The organism is Halomonas sp. KAO (assembly GCF_015595025.1).
GTDB lineage: Bacteria > Pseudomonadota > Gammaproteobacteria > Pseudomonadales > Halomonadaceae > Halomonas.
In genome coordinates, this window is sequence record NZ_JADNRL010000025.1 from 42,310 (window position 1) to 59,124 (window position 16,815).

Below are 16,815 nucleotides of genomic sequence, written 5' to 3' on the forward strand. Positions count from 1 at the left end.
GAGCGCAGGGGAGGCGGGGACAGGGCCCCGCCCGGAGTCTCGATCAGCGCGGGCAGATCTCGTCGGCGCCGAAGAAGTAGGCGATCTCGCGCTCGGCGGACTCGGGGGAGTCGGAGCCGTGCACGGCATTGGCGTCGATGGTCTCGGCGAAGTCGGCGCGGATGGTGCCCGGCGCGGCTTCCTTGGGGTTGGTGGCACCCATCAGCTCACGGTTCTTGGCGATGGCGTCGTCGCCCTCGAGCACCTGCACGACCACCGGGCCGGAGGTCATGAAGCCGACCAGATCCTTGAAGAAGGGGCGCTCCTTGTGCTCGGCGTAGAAGCCGCCGGCCTTGTCGTCGTCCAGCTTGAGCATCTTGGCGGCCACGACCTGAAGGCCGGCCTTCTCGAAGCGGGAGATGATCTCGCCGATGGCGTTCTTGGCGACGGCGTCGGGCTTGATGATGGACAGGGTGCGCTGGGTAGCCATGGGCTTGTCTCCAGTAGGGGTGATGGATATCGATGGATAGCGCCGCGCCGCCCTCTGGCTTGCGGCAAGCAGGGCGGCGCGGTGAATCGGGTGATGCGGCTCGGCGTCCGGTGGTTCGGCGGTGCGCCGACTGGGCGGGATTATAGCGTCCCGGGGCGGCGTTGAACAATCGTCGCCGCCTCTGGGTGGTCAGCCGCTGGTCGAACCGGTCGAGGTCGTTTCGGTGACAGGCCTAGACGGTGAAGCTCTCACCGCAGCCGCATTCATCCTTGACGTTGGGGTTATTGAAGCGGAAATAGCGGTTGAGCCCCTCGTTGACGTAGTCGACCTCGCTGCCATCGAGCATCTCCAGGGCGTCGGGCGCGACGAAGACCTTGACCCCATGCTCCTCGAAGCAGGTGTCGTCATTGGCCGCCTCGTCGGCGAAGTCGAGCACGTAGCTGTAGCCGGAACAGCCACTGGGCTTGACCGACACACGCAGTCCAAGGCCCTGGCCGCGCTCGTCGAGTACCCGACGAATCTGCTCGGCGGCGGCGTCGGTGATGGTGAGATGCGACATGGGTCTCTCTCCTGTTGTGAATGCTGTTGCAGGGGGTGCGCCAGTCATGAGCGCGTCATCTGGCCTGGCGGCGCAGGCCGATCAGGGCGTGGCGCAAGGCCTCCAGGGCCCGGTCGATGTCGGCCTCGGTAGTGAAGCGTCCGAAGCTGAAGCGCAGCGAGGCGAGCGCCAGCGCCCGCGGTAGCCCGATGCCCTTCAGTACATAGGATGGCTCCACGCTCGCCGAGTTGCATGCCGAGCCGGTGGAGAGGGCGATATCGCGCAGTGCCATCAATAGCGACTCGCCCTCCACGCCCGTGAAGGCCAGATTGAGAATATTGGGCACGGAGGCTTCCAGTGCAGTGTTGCAGTGGATGCCGTCGAGGTCGGCGAGCCCGTCGAGCAAGCGGTCGCGCAGCGACTCGATGCGCGCCTGGTCGGCGGCACCCTCGGTGCCGGCGAGGGCGAAGGCCTCGCCCATGCCGACGATCTGGTGGGTCGGCAGGGTGCCGGAGCGCATGCCACGCTCGTGGCCGCCGCCGTGAATCAACGCCTCCAGTCGAATATCGGGGTGGCGCCTCACATAGAGGGCGCCGACGCCCTTGGGTCCGTAGGCCTTGTGCCCGGAGAGCGACATCAGGTCGATGCCGAGGCGCTGTACATCGAGCTCCAGGCGGCCTACCGCCTGGGCGGCATCGACGTGGAAGGCGGCGCCGCCGGCGTGGGCCACCTCGCTCAGGGCCGCCAGGTCGTGGATCACTCCCAGCTCGTTGTTCACCGCCATCAGCGATACCAGCACGGTGTCCTCGCGCATCGCCTCACGCAGCTGTGCCGGGCTGATTCGGCCGTCGTGGGCCGGCGTCAACCAGGTGACGTCGAAGCCCTCGGCCTCCAGGGCGTGGGCGGTATCCACCACCGCCTTGTGCTCGATCACCGAGGTGATCAGGTGGCGGCCGCGGTGGCGGTTGGCACGCAGGAAGCCGGTCAGGGCCAGGTTGTCGGCCTCGGTGGCGCCGCTGGTCCAGACGATCTCGCGAGGGTCGGCGCCGATCAAGTCGGCCACCTGACGACGGGCATTCTCTACCGCCTGCTCGGCCTGCCAGCCCAGCATATGGCTGCGCGAGGCGGGGTTGGCGAAGATGCCATCGAGGGTCAGGTGGCGCGCCATCAGCTCGGCGACTCGGGGGTCGACGGGGGTGGTGGCGGCGTAGTCGAGATAGACGGGTGTGGTCATGGCCTCGGATAGTCTCGAGTTCGGCCTGGCGATCACGTCGCCGAGGCGAGGATGCCGTCACCATCGAGGCGACGACGTTGACGGCCGGCGATCCGCTGGATCTCCTGGCGGTCGGCCAGCTGGCCGAGGGTGACGCCGTCCAGGAAGCCGTGGATATGTTCCGACAGCTCGCACCACAGATGGTGAGTAAGGCAGGTATCCCCCTGCTGGCAGTCGGAAAGGCCACCGCATCTGGTGGCATCCACCGACTCATCCACGGCGTCGATCACCCGGGCCACGGAGATCGCTTCCGGCTCCTGGGCCAGCAGATAGCCGCCGCCAGGGCCGCGCACGCTCTTCACCAGTCCGCCGCGGCGCAGGCGAGCGAACAGTTGCTCGAGGTAGGAGAGCGAGATCTCCTGGCGCCGTGAGATATCGGCCAGGCAGATGGGCCCGCTATGGGCATTCATGGCCAGGTCGAGCATGGCGGTGACGGCGTAGCGTCCCTTGGTGGTCAGGCGCATGGCGTCCTCGGCACCGCCGGAGCGGCGTTGGGTCATCATCGGCTCGCTGGGGAGCGCGCGGGTCGAAACGGCATTATGGGAAAGACCGAGTGACAAGGTCAACCATTCGTGCCGGCCCCTTCGTCGGCCCGATCGCGCCTGTCTTCGGAGGCAGGGGCCTTCTCGGGGGTCTTGCAGGGGTCGTCGAGTACCTCGGCGAAGTCCTCGTCGCGCAGCTCGGGCATCTCCCCGGCACGGTAGCTGGCGTCGACCTTGCGCAGGGTCTGGCACATGCGCTCGAGACGCTCATCCACGGCGTGCATATGATCGAGCATCGCCTGGATGGAGCGCGCCACCGGGTCGGGCATATCCTCGCTGACCCCGTAGGCGTCGAAGCCAAACTTGCGACGAATCGCCTCGCGGCGACCCGGATCGACGTCCAGGGTGTCGGCGGTATCCGGCTCCTCGCGCTTGACGATCTTGCCGGGTATGCCCACCACGGTGGCGCCGGCCGGTACCTCCTTGGTAACCACGGCGTTGGAGCCGATCTTGGCGCCGGTGCCGACGCTGAAGGGGCCGAGGATCTTGGCGCCGGCACCGACGATCACGCCATCCTCCAGGGTGGGGTGGCGCTTGCCCTTGTTCCAGCTGGTGCCGCCCAGGGTCACTCCCTGGTAGAGGGTGACGTCGTCGCCCACCCTGGCGGTCTCGCCGATCACCACGCCCATGCCGTGGTCGATGAAGAAGCGCCGACCGATGGTGGCCCCCGGGTGGATCTCGATGCCGGTGAGCCAGCGCGAGAAGGTGGAGAGGCTGCGGGCCAGCCAGCGCAGGTTGGCGCGCCACAGGCGATGGCTCAGGCGATGGAGCAGCAGGGCGTGCAGGCCCGGGTAGTTGGTCAGCACTTCGAGGAAGTTGCGCGCCGCCGGGTCACGGTCGAAAACGCTGTTGATGTCCTCACGCAGGCGTTGAAACATGCAGCGGTCCTTGGGCTTGGATGGGCAGGGCGGCAGCCGCCGCGGATGGTCATTTTAGTGTGGGGGCGCCGGTGAAGGCCTTCAAGGCGGATCGGGGTTTTTCGCAGGGCTATCGTAGATGGCAGCTGCGCTTAAGGCTGTTCCGGCGACAGGCCGTCGAGGGGCGCTACGAGTACTTCCCTGTAGGCTACCTCGGCCCTGCGGCGCTCTCGCGTCCCGCTCCGCTTGCAGGTCCGGTGCTGGCCATCCATGGCCAGCCCGTTCGGAGCCGTGCTCCTCACCCCCTGGTCCTCGGACCCCCTCTGCGACCTGTCCCCGGCGCCTTTCACGATCACCGTGTTGGTAACTGCGATCGCGCTGGGGCTTTTCACCGGTGCTTTGCCTTTTCAGTCATCGCGTGGCGGGGCGAGCTTCTCGGTCTCCGTGAGGATGCCGCGCAGGATATTGAGCTCCATGCGCTCGGGGCGGGCCCGAAGGGTAAAGCGGCGCAGCCGGGCCATCAGCTGGCGAGGCCTGGCCGGGTCATGGAAACCGATGGCGACGAGAGTGCGCTCCAGGTGGGCAAAGTAGTGCTCGAGCTCGGCATGGCTGGCCAGGACCTGGTCGGGGCTCGTGGGCTCATCGGTATCGGCGGGCTCACTCGTCAGCCAGGCCTGGCGGCATTCATAGGCGAGCACCTGCACCGCCGCGGCCAGGTTCAGCGAGCTGAAGTCGGGGTTGGTGGGGATGTGCACATGAGCATGACAGCGCTGCAGCTCGGCATTGGTCAGGCCGCTGTCCTCGCGACCGAATACCAGCGCTACCCGGGCATCTGGCTCGACCAGCTCCCCGGGCAGGCGGTCACCCACCTCTCGTGGCGAGAGCATCGGCCAGGGGAGGGTGCGCGAACGGGCGCTGGCGCCTACCGTCAGGGTGCAGTCGGCGACGGCCTCCTCCAGGGTGTCGACCACTCGGGCGGCGTGTACCAGATGATCGGCACCCGAGGCGCGCGATACGCTCTCGGCGGTGATCGGCTCACAACGTGGTGCCACCAGGCTCAGGTCGGCCAGGCCCATGTTGTGCATGGCGCGGGCGGTGGCGCCGATATTGCCGGGGTGGCTGGTGCCGATCAGGACGATTCGGATGCGCTCGAGCATGGGTCAGGGTCCGGTGCTGCAGGAAGTTTAGGGGCGCAGTCTAGCATGCGAGCGCCGCCGTGGATGGCGCGTCCCGAGCGCTTCTGCTAGGATTCGCGACATCGTTTCGAGTGAACGTCCCGTTCTTTAACACCACCGACTCCCCAAGGCCCGATCATGCATCCGATGGTCCAATACGCGCTGCGCGCCGCTCGCAGTGCCGGAGAACAGTTCCTGCGCATCCGTGAGCGCATCGAGAACTCCCACCAAGAGCACAACCTCGAGCGCCTGCTGCAAGATGCCGCGCGCAACGCCGAGACGTTGATCGTGCGTCAGCTCTCCCGCGGTTATCCCCAGCACGGCGTCGTCGGTCGATTCACGCCTCACCGCGAGGGTGAAGGCGAGGGGCGCGATGTGCTGTGGCGCATCGAACCCTTCCATGGCTACTCCAACCTCGAGGTGGCTGCCCCCGGCTTCGCGCTGTCGCTGGTCTGCCTGATCAAGGGGCGTGCGGAGCATGCGGTGGTGATCTGCCCCTTCAGCGATGATGAATATCTGGCCAGCCGGGGTCGTGGTGCCCAGCACAACGGCAAGCGCATCCGTGTGCCTGGCCGTCATGCCGTGACCGGCACGCGCATCGCCATGGGTCTGCCCGACGCCACCCTGCGCAGCCGCCATCTGCCCGCTTACCTGACCCTGGTGCAGCAGCTGGGCCCGCTTGTCGAGATGCAGCGCGCCACCGGCAGCGGCCTGCTCGACCTCGCCGAGCTCGCTTCCGGTCGTGCCGATGCCGCCTTCGTGCTGGGTCTGGAGGAGCAGGAGCTGCATGTCGGCAGCCTGCTGCTCAAGGAGGCCGGCGCACTGATGGGCACCCCGGATGGTCAGCCCCTGGTGGAGGCGGATGGCCGCCTGATGGCCGCCGGTCCGCGCCTCTACAAGGCGCTGGTACAGCAGCTCAAGCCGCACTTCTAGGCGGGTGAGCCCATGAAAAGCCCCACGGTGCCTGAGCACCGTGGGGCTTTCGTGTTTCTGGCATCCGGTTTTCGGGCTCAGGCGGGTGCCTGGCAGAGGGCCTCCAGGGTCTCGGTGAGGCTGGTCATCTCATCCTCGGTACCGATGCTGATGCGCAGATGATCACGCAGCGCCTCGGTATTGAAGTGGCGAACCAGGATGCCGCGCTTGCGCAGTCCCACGAACAGCTGGGCGGCATCATGCTCGGGGTGATGTACCAGCAGGAAGTTGGCCTGGGAGGGCAGCACCTCGAAGCCGAGCCGTTCGAGGCGGTCGCGGGTGCGCTCACGGGTGGTGATCACTCGCCCTCGGCATGCCGCGAAGTGCTCGCGATCGGCCAGGGAGGCGATGGCCACGGCGCTGGCCAGGCTATCGATTGGATAGGAGTTGAAGGAGTCCTTGACCCGCTCCAGCCCCTCGATCAGCTCCCGGGAGCCTACCGCATAGCCCAGACGCAGGCCGGCCAGGCTGCGGGACTTGGAGAAGGTGCCGGTGACCAGCAGGTTGGGGAAGCGCTCCACCAGCGGTACCGCACTCTCGCCCCCGAAGTCCACGTAGGCCTCGTCGACCAGCACCACCGACTCGGTGATGCGCTCGAGCAGGGTGGCGAGGGCCTCGCGGGTATGACCGTGGCCGGTGGGGGCGTTGGGGTTGGCGAAGATGGTGCCGCCGGCCGTGGCCGAGAAGGCCTCGAGGTCCACCGACCAGTCGGTGGCCAGCGGCAGGGCCTGGCGCTCGATGCCGTAGAGGCGGCAGTAGACCGGATAGAAGCTGTAGCTGATCTCCGGCATCTCGAGCGGCCGTCCCTGGCGGAAGAAGGCCTGGAAGGCCAGCGCCAGCACCTCGTCGGAGCCGTTGCCCACAAACACCTGTTGTGGCTCGACGCCGAGCTCCTCGGCCAGCGCCTCGCGCAGGGCGCGGGATTCGGGGTCCGGGTAGCGACGCAGATGGTCGCTGGGGAAGTCGCGCAGCACGGCGCCGACCCCGGGGGCCGGCGGATAGGGATTCTCGTTGGTGTTCAGCTTGATCAGCTGCTCGCGGGGCTGCTCACCCGGGATATAGGGGGTCAGCTCGCGCACCTCGGGGCTCCAGAACTTGCTCATCGCTCTCGCTCGGGTCATGGAGGGGATACCAGCATGGTGACCCGCCCGGCCGGGCCGCGCAAGCCGTGCTAGGCTGGGGCTCCTGTTCCCTGATGACAATGACGTCGTGATGACCGCCCAGATTCTTGCCACCCTGCTGCCGGTATTTCTGATCGCCGGGTGTGGCACCCTCTATGGCCGCCTGCGCAACCCCGATATCGCTACCCTCAATACGCTCAACATGGAGCTGTTCGTGCCCATGCTGGTGTTCGCCGTGCTGGCCGATGGCCAGGCGCCACTGGAGGAGTACCTGGGGCTGGCGCTGGGCGGAACCGTGGTGGTGCTGGGCTCCGGGCTGCTGCTGTGGCCGCTGGCCAGGCACCTGGGCCTGGAGGTGAAGACCTTCCTGCCGCCGATGATGTTCAACAACTCCGGCAACATGGGAATTCCCCTGCTGCTGCTGGCCTTCGGAGAAGCGGCGCTGCCCGCGGCGGTGGTGCTGTTTATCGTCGAGATGCTGCTGCACTTCACGGTGGGGCTCTGGATGTTGCGCCCCGGCTCATCACTGCTGCGGCTCCTGCGCCTGCCCATCGTGCTGGCCACCCTTGCCGGCCTTGCGGTCAACCTGTTCGGCGTGGCGCTGCCGGGCTGGCTGCTGGAGGCGCTGCACATGCTCGGCGGGGTGTGCATTCCGCTGCTGCTCTTCGCACTCGGCGTGCGCATGCTCGATATCGATTTCTCGGACTGGAAGACCGGCCTGCTGGGTGCCGTGCTATGCCCCCTTTCGGGGCTGGTGCTCGCCGCGCCGCTGATCTGGCTGCTGGGGCTCTCCGGTCTGCAGGCCGCGGCACTCTGGGTGTTTGGCGCCCTGCCGCCGGCGGTGCTCAACTATCTGGTGGCCGAGCAGTATCGCCAGGAGCCCCACAAGGTCGCCTCGCTGGTGCTGATCGGTAACCTCGGTTCGCTGGTGGTGATGCCGGTGGTGCTGGCGCTGGTCTTTGCCCACGTGCATGCTGGTGTCGGCGGCTGAGATGCTGCGAAGCTGTGCGCCGGCCCTATCAGCGGTTATGCTGTGTGTCAGGCCGCCGTGCCAAACGAAGCAACGACCACTGCCCAGGAGGACGTATATGCAAATCAGGACCTTGCTCGCCGGATCGGCCCTGCTCGCGCTGCTGGCCGGGTGTGCCGCCGGTCCCGGCGGTGGCCCGGGTGGCGCCGCCGTGGAGCCCGACGAAGAGCGTTATCAGGGAACTCTGCCGTGTCGCAACTGTGATGGTATCGACCTCGATGTGCTGATGCGCGGCGATGAGCAGGCCGCTGCCGCGGAGCGCACCTTCGAGCTCAATGCCTCTTACCGTGGCCACCCCCAGAGCCCCCCGGACGAGACCTACGCCGGCAACTGGGAGGTGCTCGCCGGCACCGCCAGTGAGCCCGATGCCACCGTCTACGAGCTGACTCCTGACGGCGAGGGGCAGATCTACTACTTCCTGCGCCTCGATCCCCAGACCCTGGAGCTGATCGACCCCGAGCGTCGCCGCTTCCAGAACAGCGAGATGCTGCAGCTCAAGCGACAGTAATCGCCGGCGAGTGATGCTGGGTGATCCGGTGGGGGCGGCCTTTTGGCCGCCCCCTGCCGTTGAGGCCGATGCCGCGCCTCGCCCAAGCGGCTTTCTACGATCCAACCACCGATGAGACATGCCATGGCCAAGGCAAAGAGCGCCTTCGTCTGTACCGAATGCGGCGCCGAGTACCGCAAGTGGCAGGGGCAGTGTGGAAGCTGTCGCGAATGGAACACCCTCAGCGAGGTGCGTCTCGCTCCGGCACGGCCCGGCGGCGCGAGCGCCGCGGCAGCGACGGGCGGCGGTCGTGGCGGCTATGCCGGCGCCCTGACTCGCGAAGTGGTCGACCTGGGCAATGTCGATCTCAGCGAGGTGCCGCGCCTCTCTTCCACCTTCGCCGAGTTCGACCGGGTACTGGGCGGGGGCCTGGTGCCCGGCTCGGCGGTGCTGCTGGGCGGCCACCCCGGGGCGGGCAAGTCGACCCTGCTGCTGCAGACCGCCTGCAAGCTGGCCCAGGAGCGCTCCTCGATTTATGTCACCGGCGAGGAGTCGCTCTCCCAGGTGGCCATGCGCGCCCACCGACTGCAGCTGCCTACCCGGGGGCTGAAGATGCTGGCCGAGACCAGTGTCGAGACCGTGCTGGCGGTGGCCGAGCGCGAGCGTCCCGAGATCCTGATCATCGACTCCATCCAGACCATGCACCTGGAGGATATCGCCTCGGCCCCGGGCGGCGTGGCCCAGGTGCGCGAATCCGCGGCGGCGCTGACGCGCTTCGCCAAGCAGAGCAACACCGTGCTGCTGCTGGTGGGGCATGTGACCAAGGATGGCAGCCTGGCCGGCCCCAAGGTGCTGGAGCACATGATCGACGCCTCGCTGTTGCTGGAGGGGGGCGCCGACTCGCGTTTTCGTACCCTGCGCGGTCAGAAGAACCGCTTCGGCGCGGTCAACGAACTGGGGGTCTTCGCCATGCTCGAGCACGGCCTCAAGGAGGTGAAGAACCCCAGTGCCATCTTCCTCTCGCGCACCGAGGAGCAGGCGCCGGGCAGCCTGGTGATGGTGGTATGGGAGGGCACCCGGCCGATCCTGGTGGAGGTACAGGCACTGCTCGATGATTCGCCACTGGGCAATCCGCGGCGGGTCGCCGTGGGTCTCGACGCCAACCGCCTGGCAATGCTGCTTGCCGTGCTGCACCGCCACGGTGGCCTGTTCACCGGTGACCAGGATGTCTTCCTCAACGTGGTGGGCGGGGTCAAGGTGCTGGAGACCAGCGCCGACCTGGCGGTGCTGCTGGCGGTGGTCTCCAGCCTGCAGAGCCGCCCGCTGCCGCGTGAGCTGGTGGTGTTCGGCGAGGTGGGGCTTTCCGGCGAGATCCGCCCGGTGCCGAGCGGCCAGGAGCGTATCGTCGAGGCCGCCAAGCATGGCTTCACCCGTGCCATCGTGCCGCGTGCCAATGCCCCCAGGCATGCCCCGGAGGGCATGGAGGTCGTCGCGGTGGACAAGCTTGCCGATGCCCTCGAGGCCCTGTGAGCCGGGTCTCTGGTGTTAGAATGCCCGTCACCGATAGCGAGGAGAAACCGATGAGCGCCATCCGCCTGACACAGTACAGCCACGGCGCCGGCTGCGGCTGCAAGATCGCCCCCGACGTACTCGACGACATCCTGGCCAAGGCCGGCCCCGGCGCAAGCCACTCGCGCCTGATCGTCGGCAACCAGGGCCGCGAGGACGCCGCCGTCTACGATCTGGGCGATGGCCGCGGCATGATCGCGACCACCGACTTCTTCATGCCCATCGTCGACGACCCCTTCGACTTCGGACGCATCGCCGCCACCAATGCCATCAGCGATATCTACGCCATGGGCGGCACCCCGGTCATGGCGCTCGGCATCCTCGGCTGGCCGCTGGACAAGCTGCCCGCCGAGGTGGCCGGCGACGTGATGGCCGGTGCCCAGGCGGTGTGCCGCGAGCTGGGGCTGGCCCTGGCCGGAGGCCACTCCATCGACGCCCCGGAGCCGATCTTCGGCCTGGCGGTGAACGGGCTCGTCGAGCTCGATCATCTCAAGCTCAACAAGGGCGCCAGGCCCGGTGATCTGCTGTTCCTGACCAAGCCGCTGGGGGTCGGCCTGCTGACCACGGCGGAGAAGAAGGGGCTGATCGAACCCGGCCACCAGGGCCTGGCCCGGGAGACCATGCTGCGCTCCAATCGCATCGGCGTGGACCTGGCCCGGGTGGCGGGAGTGCATGCCATGACCGATGTCACCGGCTTCGGGCTCGGTGGGCATCTGGCCGAGGTGTGTGCCGCCAGCGAGGTGGCGGCGCGTATCGACTTCCGTCGCCTGCCGCGGCTGGCCGAGGCCGAGGCCTACCGGCGCAAGGGGGCGGTGCCCGGGGGGACCCTGCGCAACCGCCAGGCGCTGGGCGAGAGCCTGCCCGAGATGGATGAGGCCCACTGGCAGTGGCTGTGCGACCCCCAGACCTCCGGCGGCCTGCTGCTGGCCGTGGACCCGGCCTGGGAGGATGATGTCGAGCGCATCGGCCGTGAGCATGGCCTGACTCTCGCGCCCTTCGGCGAGATCGTCGAGGCCAGCGGCCCGGCGCGCATCGAGGTGCGTGGATGAGAGAGCTGCCGCTGGTCGACCCCGACCCGGGGCTGCTGAGCGAGGGGCGGCGGCTTATCGATGTGCGTGCCCCCGTGGAGTTCATTCAGGGGGCCCTGCCCGGGGCGGTCAACCTGCCGTTGATGGATAACGAGGAGCGGCGCCTCGTCGGTATCGAATACAAGCAGCGTGGCCAGGCGGCGGCCATCGCCCTGGGTGAGCGACTGGTCTGCGGCGAGGTCAGGGCGGCCCGGGTCGCGGCCTGGAAGGCGGAGCTCGAGCGGCACCCCGATGCCATCGTCTACTGCTTTCGTGGCGGCCTGCGCTCGCAGATCGCCCAGCAGTGGATCCGTGAGGCGGGTATCACCCGGCCACGTATCCGCGGCGGCTGGAAGGCGATGCGCCAGGCGCTCTGTGCCCGCATCGATGCCGCCGCCGAGCAGCCGCTGTTGGTGGTGGGCGGGCTCACCGGCTGCGCCAAGACCGATCTGGTGCTGGCGCTGGACAACGGCCTGGACCTGGAGGGGTGCGCGCGTCACAAGGGCTCGGCCTTTGGCCGCCACCCTCTGCAGGCTCCCAGCCAGATCGACTTCGAGCACGCCATGGGTCTGCGCCTGCTGGCGCTGCCGGGCCCGCTGGTGGTGGAGGATGAGTCTCGCCATATCGGTGGCTCCAACCTGCCCCAGGCCTTCTGGGAGGGGATGCAGCGTGCCCCGCGGATACGCGTGGAGATGCCCCTGGACTGGCGTCTGGCGCAGATCCACCGTGACTATATCGAGGCGCTGTGGTCGGTCTATCACCGACAGTTCGGCGAGTGGCTGGGCTGGGCCCTGATGCGCAAGCAGCTGGTGGAGTCCCTGGCCAAGCTGCGCAAGCGCCTCGGCAGCGCGCGCCTGGCTCGGCTGCAACGGCTCCAGGAGCTGGCCTTTCGCGAGCATGAGCGGGGCAACTCCCAGGCCCACGAGGCGTGGCTGGCGCCACTGCTGACCGAATACTATGACCCCATGTATCGTCACCAGCTGGAGAAGCGCGACCCGGGCGACTTTCTGCATGTGGGCGACTGGGAGAGCTGCCTTGCGTTCGCGCGGGAGTGGTCGGCGCAGTAGCGGAGAGGGCAAGGCAGGACGGGAAAGGCAGAGCGGGAACAGGGCATGGGGAGCCCTGTCCAGGCAGAGGGTGTTGGGGCGTCGGACGGAGGCAACATGCAGGCTAGCTGGAGAGAGCAGGTCCTGACCGTGATCGCCGAGATTCCCCACGGCCGGGTGACCACCTATGGGCGCATCGCCGCCATGGCCGAGGGTGCCACGCCACGGCTGGTGGCCCGCGCCCTGCGCGAACTGCCCGAGGGGCACGCGCTGCCCTGGTATCGCATCATCACCGCCTCGCGCCGGCTGGCCGACCATCCGGGTGCCGCGGAGCAGCGCGAGCGCCTGGCCGCCGAGGGGGTGCTGCTGGATGCCCGGGGTCGTGCTCCGGCGGAGCGAATGTGGCCGTGAGTTATATCGCTCAAACGGGGCTTTCTCGGGGACAGGCCCCGAAGTGTCGGACCATCGGGGAGGCGCTGTGAACCCGTCCCTGGGCGCTACCGACGCCATCCCTGGCGTAGGACCTCCTCTGCGACCTGTCCCCGACGCCCCTCGTGGTTCAGCGAGATTTTGATAATGTAAGCCCAAGGAGAGTCCATGAGCGGTTTCTTTCAGCGTCTGCAGGCCCTCGAGCCGCGCCGCCAGCAGGCCTTTATGGCGGCGCTGTGCGAGCGACTGCTGCCCAACTATGCGCTCTATGCCCAGACGGCCGGCCAGGGCAACCCGACGGGGCTGCGCGCCATTCTCGATCTGGTGTGGGAGCGACTGGCGATTGCCGGGGCCAGGATCGACTTCGAGCGACAGGCCGAGAAGCTGGCCGAGCTGGCCCCGCCGGAGGGTGATGACAGCTTCGGGGCTCGGCGTGCCACCGAAACGGTGGCGGCTCTCTCGGCGCTGCTCGACACCCTGCAGGGCGAGGCGCCGGAAGCGGTGCTGGAGGTCAGTCGCGCCTCGCGGGGTGGCGTGCGGGCCTTTATCGAGCTGACCGAAGGTGAGGAGGATGGCGAGCGCCTGTCGGCGCTGGTGCGCGAGCATCCGCTGATGGAAGACGAGAATGACTTCCAGGATGCGGCACTGGAGGCGGTGGAGGAGGGCGTGCTGGATCGCGACGCCCTCAAGGCCCTGCGCCGCCTGGGGCACAACGAGGGCGTCAGTAATCTCGGCCTGTCGGCCGACTGACGCCGGCTGGCTTATAGGCGCATTTCTATGCCGCGCTCGGCCATATAGCGCTTGGCCTCGGGAATGGTGTACTCGCCGAAGTGGAAGATGCTGGCGGCGAGCACCGCATCGGCTCCCCCTTCGCGTACGCCCTCCACCAGGTGGTCGAGGGTGCCGACCCCGCCGGAGGCGATCACCGGCACGCTGACGGCGTCGGCGATGGCGCGGGTCACCCCCAGGTCGAAGCCGGCCTTGGTGCCGTCGCGATCCATGCTGGTCAGCAGCAGCTCGCCGGCGCCGTACTCCACCATCTTCTTCGCCCACTCCACGGCATCCAGGCCGGTGGGGCGGCGCCCGCCGTGGGTGAAGATCTCCCAGCGCGGCGCCTCGCCCTCGGCGGAAACCCGCTTGGCATCGATGGCCACCACGATGCACTGACTGCCGAAGCGCTCGCTGGCCTCGCGAACGAACTCGGGGTTGGTGACCGCGGCGGTGTTGATGGAGACCTTGTCGGCACCGGCGTTGAGCATGGTGCGGATATCATCGCAGCTGCGAATGCCACCGCCCACGGTCAGCGGGATGAACACCTCGCCGGCGATGCGCTCGACCATCTCCACGGTGGTGTCGCGGTCCTCGTGGCTGGCGGTGATGTCGAGGAAGGTGATCTCATCGGCGCCCTGCTGGTTGTAGCGCTGGGCGATCTCCACCGGATCGCCGGCGTCGCGGATGCCGATGAAGTTGACGCCCTTGACCACGCGGCCGGCGTCGACGTCGAGACAGGGGATGATGCGTTTCGCGAGGCCCATGTTCAGCTCCCTTTTCCGGCGAGTTCGTCGCACAGCCGCTGACCCTCGGCCAGGTCCAGGGTGTCCTCGTAGATGGCGCGCCCGGTGATGGCGCCCAGGATGCCCGGCTCCCGGGCGGCTACCAGGGCGCGCAGGTCATCGAGGTTGGTCACCCCGCCCGAGGCGATCACCGGCAGCCCGCCGTCGCGGGCAAGCGCCGCGGTCGCCTCGACATTGACACCATTCAGCATGCCGTCCCGGGCGATATCGGTGTAGACGATGCTCGAGACGCCGTCGTCGGCAAAGCGCTTCGCCAGGTCAACGGCCTTGACCTCGGAGACCTCGGCCCAGCCATCGGTGGCCACGAAGCCGTCGCGGGCGTCGAGGCCGACGATCACGTGGCCCGGGAAGGCGCGACACATCTCGCCGACGAACTCGGGCTCCTTGACCGCCTTGGTGCCGATGATCACGTAGCTGACCCCGGCCGCGAGGTAGTGCTCGATGGTCTCGGCGGAGCGGATGCCACCGCCGATCTGGATCGGCAGGTCGGGGTAGCGCCGGGCGATGGCGGTGACCGCCTCGCCGTTGACCGGCTTGCCCTCGAAGGCGCCGTTGAGGTCCACCAGGTGCAGGCGACGAGCGCCGGCGGCGACCCAGCGTTCGGCCATGGCCACCGGGTCATCGCCATAGGTGGTGGAATCGTCCATGCGGCCCTGCTTGAGGCGTACGCACTGACCATCCTTGAGATCGATAGCGGGAATTACCAGCATGTCAGGCTCCTGTGGATTCGGGGCCGGGCGCCGCTGGGGGCGCTCGGTTGATCCTGGCGCGGCTTAGGGCGCCCAGTGAATAAAGTTCTCGAGCAGCCTGAGGCCGGCCCGCGAGCTCTTCTCGGGATGGAACTGCACGGCGAAGGTGGCATCGCGGCCGATGGCCACATGGGCCTGGGTGCGGCCGTAGTCGGTGGTGCCGAACACCGTGGCATCGTCACTGGCCGCCACATAGTAGCTGTGCACGAAGTAGAAGTGCTCGTCCTGATCGATGCCCTCCCACAGCGGATGCTCGCGCTGCTGGTGAACCAGGTTCCAGCCCATATGGGGGACCTTGAGGCGCTGGTTCAGGCCATCGCGCATGTCGGCGGGAAAACGCTTTACCTCACCGCCGAGGAAGCCCAGGCAGTCGATGCCACCGTTCTCCTCGCTGTGGTCGAGCAGCATCTGCTGGCCCACGCAGATGCCCAGCAGCGGCTTCTCCTGGCTGGCCAGCAGCTCCTCCACCAGGCCACGCAGCTCGGTCTTCTCCAGCTCACCGATACAGTCGCGAATGGCACCCTGGCCGGGCAGCACCAGGCGGGTGGCGCCGAGGATGCGGCGCGGGTCGCGGGTGACCACCACGTTCTCGTGGGTGACGTGTTCCAGTGCCTTGGCGACGGAATGCAGGTTGCCCATTCCGTAATCGATGACGGCAATGGTCATGGGGCGCTCCTCGTGGGGTGGTGCGTGGGGCTCACAGGCTGCCCTTGGTGGAAGGCATCTGGCCGGCCATGCGCGGATCGGGCTCCAGGGCCATGCGCAGGGCACGGCCAAAGGCCTTGAAGATGGTCTCCGCCTGATGGTGGGCGTTGAACCCCTTCAGGTTGTCGATATGCAGGGTGACCATGGCGTGGTTGACGAAGCCCTGGAAGAACTCCCAGAACAGCTGGGTGTCGAGGCTGCCCACGGCGGCGCGAGTGAACTCCACGTCCATGAACAGGCCGGCGCGCCCCGAGAAATCGATGACCACCCGGGAAAGCGACTCGTCGAGTGGCACGTAGGCGTGGCCGTAGCGGCGAATGCCGCGCTTGTCACCGATGGCCCTGGCGAAGGCCTGGCCGAGGGTGATGCCCAGGTCCTCGACGGTGTGGTGGTCATCGATATGCAGGTCACCATCGGCCTTGATGTCGAGGTCGACCAGGCCATGACGGGCTACCTGGTCGAGCATGTGATCGAGGAAGGGCACGCCGGTCTCGCAGGTCAGCTTGCCGCTTCCATCGAGGTTGATGGTGACGCTGATGCGGGTCTCCTGGGTGTCACGGCTGACCGTGGCGATACGCTCGGACATTGAGGCAACTCCAGCGCCTGGGCGCATGTCGAGGCGGGCTGCCGATGGTGGCGGCCCGCGGAAACAGGGTGGCAGCGGGGCTCGCCCGTCACCGGAAAACTGCCATTATAGAGAATCGCCGACCCCATCCGCTACAATGCCCCCTCCGCGGCGGCGAACCACGCTGCCCCGGCCCAGGAGACCAGCTATGCCGGTGACACTGCACCCCGTCGACCGGGGCACCTGTGACGTGGACGCCCAGGCCCGAACCGACCTGGCCCGAATCTATGCCGACGCGCCCGCCGAGCGTCTGCCGGCTCCCCCTGACGTCTTTATCGAAGAGCACCTGAGCTCGGGGGGCGCCTTCCTGTGTGCCCGCTTCAATGACCGCCTGATCGGCGCCATGGCGCTGCAGGATGACGGTGAGGCCTGGTGGCTGTCGCACTTCTGCGTGCGCAAGCCGACTCGGCGCCGGGGCGTCGGCTCGCGTCTGCTGACGCTGGTCGCCGAGGCCGCCAGTGCCGAGGGCAGGCCACTGCGTGTCGAGGTGGCCCAGCTGCAGATGGCCGACCAGCTGATGCTCTCGCGGCTCGGTTATCGTCTCGCTCGCAGTGGCGACCATTACGAACTCGCTCTTCCGGGCCGTC

Annotated in this window: 20 protein-coding genes; 9 read left to right on the plus strand and 11 right to left on the minus strand. The window is 67.9% G+C overall.

What is annotated here, in order from left to right; translation table 11 throughout:
- Positions 1-43: 43 nt before the first annotated feature.
- The 6 genes from ndk to trmJ all read right to left on the minus strand — a co-directional run bounded on the left by ndk (position 44) and on the right by trmJ (position 4,836).
- The gene (gene ndk / locus IOC61_RS12825) at positions 44-469 is read right to left on the minus strand and encodes a nucleoside-diphosphate kinase (RefSeq protein WP_132043633.1); all 426 of its coding nucleotides are present in this window, start codon (positions 467-469) and stop codon (positions 44-46) included.
- A 232-nt stretch (positions 470-701) separates the two neighbouring features.
- On the minus strand, positions 702-1,028 hold the full coding sequence (locus tag IOC61_RS12830) for a HesB/IscA family protein (RefSeq protein WP_195689186.1): 327 nt from the start codon (positions 1,026-1,028) through the stop codon (positions 702-704).
- Between the two features lie 55 nt (positions 1,029-1,083).
- On the minus strand, positions 1,084-2,241 hold the full coding sequence (locus tag IOC61_RS12835) for an IscS subfamily cysteine desulfurase (RefSeq protein ID WP_195689187.1): 1,158 nt from the start codon (positions 2,239-2,241) through the stop codon (positions 1,084-1,086).
- A gap of 32 nt (positions 2,242-2,273) precedes the next feature.
- Positions 2,274-2,744, minus strand: a complete 471-nt coding sequence (iscR, locus tag IOC61_RS12840) for a Fe-S cluster assembly transcriptional regulator IscR (protein WP_195689321.1) — start codon at positions 2,742-2,744, stop codon at positions 2,274-2,276.
- 98 nt (positions 2,745-2,842) lie between these two features.
- Positions 2,843-3,700, minus strand: a complete 858-nt coding sequence (cysE, locus tag IOC61_RS12845) for a serine O-acetyltransferase (protein WP_195689188.1) — start codon at positions 3,698-3,700, stop codon at positions 2,843-2,845.
- A 386-nt stretch (positions 3,701-4,086) separates the two neighbouring features.
- The gene (gene trmJ, locus IOC61_RS12850) at positions 4,087-4,836 is read right to left on the minus strand and encodes a tRNA (cytosine(32)/uridine(32)-2'-O)-methyltransferase TrmJ (RefSeq protein WP_195689189.1); all 750 of its coding nucleotides are present in this window, start codon (positions 4,834-4,836) and stop codon (positions 4,087-4,089) included.
- Positions 4,837-4,992: 156 nt separating this feature from the next.
- Here trmJ and IOC61_RS12855 point away from each other — a divergent pair, with 156 nt between their 5' ends.
- Positions 4,993-5,787, plus strand: a complete 795-nt coding sequence (locus IOC61_RS12855) for an inositol monophosphatase family protein (RefSeq protein WP_195689190.1) — start codon at positions 4,993-4,995, stop codon at positions 5,785-5,787.
- A 77-nt stretch (positions 5,788-5,864) separates the two neighbouring features.
- Here IOC61_RS12855 and hisC read toward each other — a convergent pair whose 3' ends face one another.
- Positions 5,865-6,929, minus strand: a complete 1,065-nt coding sequence (gene hisC / locus IOC61_RS12860) for a histidinol-phosphate transaminase (protein ID WP_195689191.1) — start codon at positions 6,927-6,929, stop codon at positions 5,865-5,867.
- A 109-nt stretch (positions 6,930-7,038) separates the two neighbouring features.
- Here hisC and IOC61_RS12865 point away from each other — a divergent pair, with 109 nt between their 5' ends.
- From IOC61_RS12865 to IOC61_RS12895, 7 genes are all read left to right on the plus strand, one after another.
- The gene (locus IOC61_RS12865) at positions 7,039-7,938 is read left to right on the plus strand and encodes an AEC family transporter (protein ID WP_195689192.1); all 900 of its coding nucleotides are present in this window, start codon (positions 7,039-7,041) and stop codon (positions 7,936-7,938) included.
- A 97-nt stretch (positions 7,939-8,035) separates the two neighbouring features.
- On the plus strand, positions 8,036-8,485 hold the full coding sequence (locus tag IOC61_RS12870) for a copper resistance protein NlpE N-terminal domain-containing protein (protein ID WP_195689193.1): 450 nt from the start codon (positions 8,036-8,038) through the stop codon (positions 8,483-8,485).
- Between the two features lie 123 nt (positions 8,486-8,608).
- A complete protein-coding gene (gene radA, locus IOC61_RS12875) occupies positions 8,609-9,994 on the plus strand; it encodes a DNA repair protein RadA (RefSeq protein WP_195689194.1) in 1,386 nt (461 codons plus the stop codon).
- A gap of 50 nt (positions 9,995-10,044) precedes the next feature.
- Positions 10,045-11,082, plus strand: a complete 1,038-nt coding sequence (gene selD, locus IOC61_RS12880; protein ID WP_195689195.1) for a selenide, water dikinase SelD — start codon at positions 10,045-10,047, stop codon at positions 11,080-11,082.
- Entirely contained in the window at positions 11,079-12,167 is a 1,089-nt protein-coding gene (gene mnmH, locus IOC61_RS12885; protein ID WP_195689196.1) for a tRNA 2-selenouridine(34) synthase MnmH, read from the plus strand. The genes selD and mnmH overlap by 4 nt, the downstream gene beginning before the upstream one ends.
- Before the next feature lie 96 nt (positions 12,168-12,263).
- A complete protein-coding gene (locus tag IOC61_RS12890) occupies positions 12,264-12,557 on the plus strand; it encodes an MGMT family protein (RefSeq protein ID WP_195689197.1) in 294 nt (97 codons plus the stop codon).
- Positions 12,558-12,743: 186 nt separating this feature from the next.
- The gene (locus tag IOC61_RS12895; RefSeq protein ID WP_195689198.1) at positions 12,744-13,325 is read left to right on the plus strand and encodes a YjaG family protein; all 582 of its coding nucleotides are present in this window, start codon (positions 12,744-12,746) and stop codon (positions 13,323-13,325) included.
- Positions 13,326-13,336: 11 nt separating this feature from the next.
- Here the strand turns inward: IOC61_RS12895 and hisF are convergent, their stop codons facing one another.
- The 4 genes from hisF to hisB all read right to left on the minus strand — a co-directional run bounded on the left by hisF (position 13,337) and on the right by hisB (position 16,189).
- A complete protein-coding gene (hisF, locus tag IOC61_RS12900; RefSeq protein WP_132043661.1) occupies positions 13,337-14,110 on the minus strand; it encodes an imidazole glycerol phosphate synthase subunit HisF in 774 nt (257 codons plus the stop codon).
- A gap of 2 nt (positions 14,111-14,112) precedes the next feature.
- Positions 14,113-14,859 (minus strand): 1-(5-phosphoribosyl)-5-[(5-phosphoribosylamino)methylideneamino]imidazole-4-carboxamide isomerase, encoded by a 747-nt coding sequence (gene hisA / locus IOC61_RS12905; protein ID WP_195689199.1) that lies wholly within the window; start codon positions 14,857-14,859, stop codon positions 14,113-14,115.
- Positions 14,860-14,922: 63 nt separating this feature from the next.
- Positions 14,923-15,564 carry an imidazole glycerol phosphate synthase subunit HisH gene (hisH, locus tag IOC61_RS12910; RefSeq protein WP_195689200.1) on the minus strand — a complete coding sequence of 214 codons (642 nt, stop codon included), beginning with the start codon at positions 15,562-15,564 and terminating at the stop codon, positions 14,923-14,925.
- Between the two features lie 31 nt (positions 15,565-15,595).
- Positions 15,596-16,189 (minus strand): imidazoleglycerol-phosphate dehydratase HisB, encoded by a 594-nt coding sequence (gene hisB, locus IOC61_RS12915; RefSeq protein ID WP_195689201.1) that lies wholly within the window; start codon positions 16,187-16,189, stop codon positions 15,596-15,598.
- A 187-nt stretch (positions 16,190-16,376) separates the two neighbouring features.
- On the opposite strand from hisB, the gene IOC61_RS12920 reads away from it, so the two are divergent.
- Positions 16,377-16,815, plus strand: a 439-nt coding sequence (locus IOC61_RS12920; protein ID WP_195689202.1) for an acetyl-CoA sensor PanZ family protein, incomplete at its 3' end; no start/stop codon positions are given.

Coding starts and splice junctions, on each gene's coding strand:
- hisA (WP_195689199.1), bottom strand. CDS start 14,859: ATGCTGGTAATTCCCGCTATCGATCTCAAGGATGGTCAGTGCGTACGC.
- IOC61_RS12835 (WP_195689187.1), bottom strand. CDS start 2,241: ATGACCACACCCGTCTATCTCGACTACGCCGCCACCACCCCCGTCGAC.
- IOC61_RS12855 (WP_195689190.1), top strand. CDS start 4,993: ATGCATCCGATGGTCCAATACGCGCTGCGCGCCGCTCGCAGTGCCGGA.
- IOC61_RS12830 (WP_195689186.1), bottom strand. CDS start 1,028: ATGTCGCATCTCACCATCACCGACGCCGCCGCCGAGCAGATTCGTCGG.
- cysE (WP_195689188.1), bottom strand. CDS start 3,700: ATGTTTCAACGCCTGCGTGAGGACATCAACAGCGTTTTCGACCGTGAC.
- hisB (WP_195689201.1), bottom strand. CDS start 16,189: ATGTCCGAGCGTATCGCCACGGTCAGCCGTGACACCCAGGAGACCCGC.
- hisC (WP_195689191.1), bottom strand. CDS start 6,929: ATGAGCAAGTTCTGGAGCCCCGAGGTGCGCGAGCTGACCCCCTATATC.
- IOC61_RS12895 (WP_195689198.1), top strand. CDS start 12,744: ATGAGCGGTTTCTTTCAGCGTCTGCAGGCCCTCGAGCCGCGCCGCCAG.
- iscR (WP_195689321.1), bottom strand. CDS start 2,744: ATGCGCCTGACCACCAAGGGACGCTACGCCGTCACCGCCATGCTCGAC.
- radA (WP_195689194.1), top strand. CDS start 8,609: ATGGCCAAGGCAAAGAGCGCCTTCGTCTGTACCGAATGCGGCGCCGAG.
- hisH (WP_195689200.1), bottom strand. CDS start 15,564: ATGACCATTGCCGTCATCGATTACGGAATGGGCAACCTGCATTCCGTC.
- hisF (WP_132043661.1), bottom strand. CDS start 14,110: ATGGGCCTCGCGAAACGCATCATCCCCTGTCTCGACGTCGACGCCGGC.
- IOC61_RS12865 (WP_195689192.1), top strand. CDS start 7,039: ATGACCGCCCAGATTCTTGCCACCCTGCTGCCGGTATTTCTGATCGCC.
- IOC61_RS12890 (WP_195689197.1), top strand. CDS start 12,264: ATGCAGGCTAGCTGGAGAGAGCAGGTCCTGACCGTGATCGCCGAGATT.
- IOC61_RS12870 (WP_195689193.1), top strand. CDS start 8,036: ATGCAAATCAGGACCTTGCTCGCCGGATCGGCCCTGCTCGCGCTGCTG.
- ndk (WP_132043633.1), bottom strand. CDS start 469: ATGGCTACCCAGCGCACCCTGTCCATCATCAAGCCCGACGCCGTCGCC.
- trmJ (WP_195689189.1), bottom strand. CDS start 4,836: ATGCTCGAGCGCATCCGAATCGTCCTGATCGGCACCAGCCACCCCGGC.
- selD (WP_195689195.1), top strand. CDS start 10,045: ATGAGCGCCATCCGCCTGACACAGTACAGCCACGGCGCCGGCTGCGGC.
- mnmH (WP_195689196.1), top strand. CDS start 11,079: ATGAGAGAGCTGCCGCTGGTCGACCCCGACCCGGGGCTGCTGAGCGAG.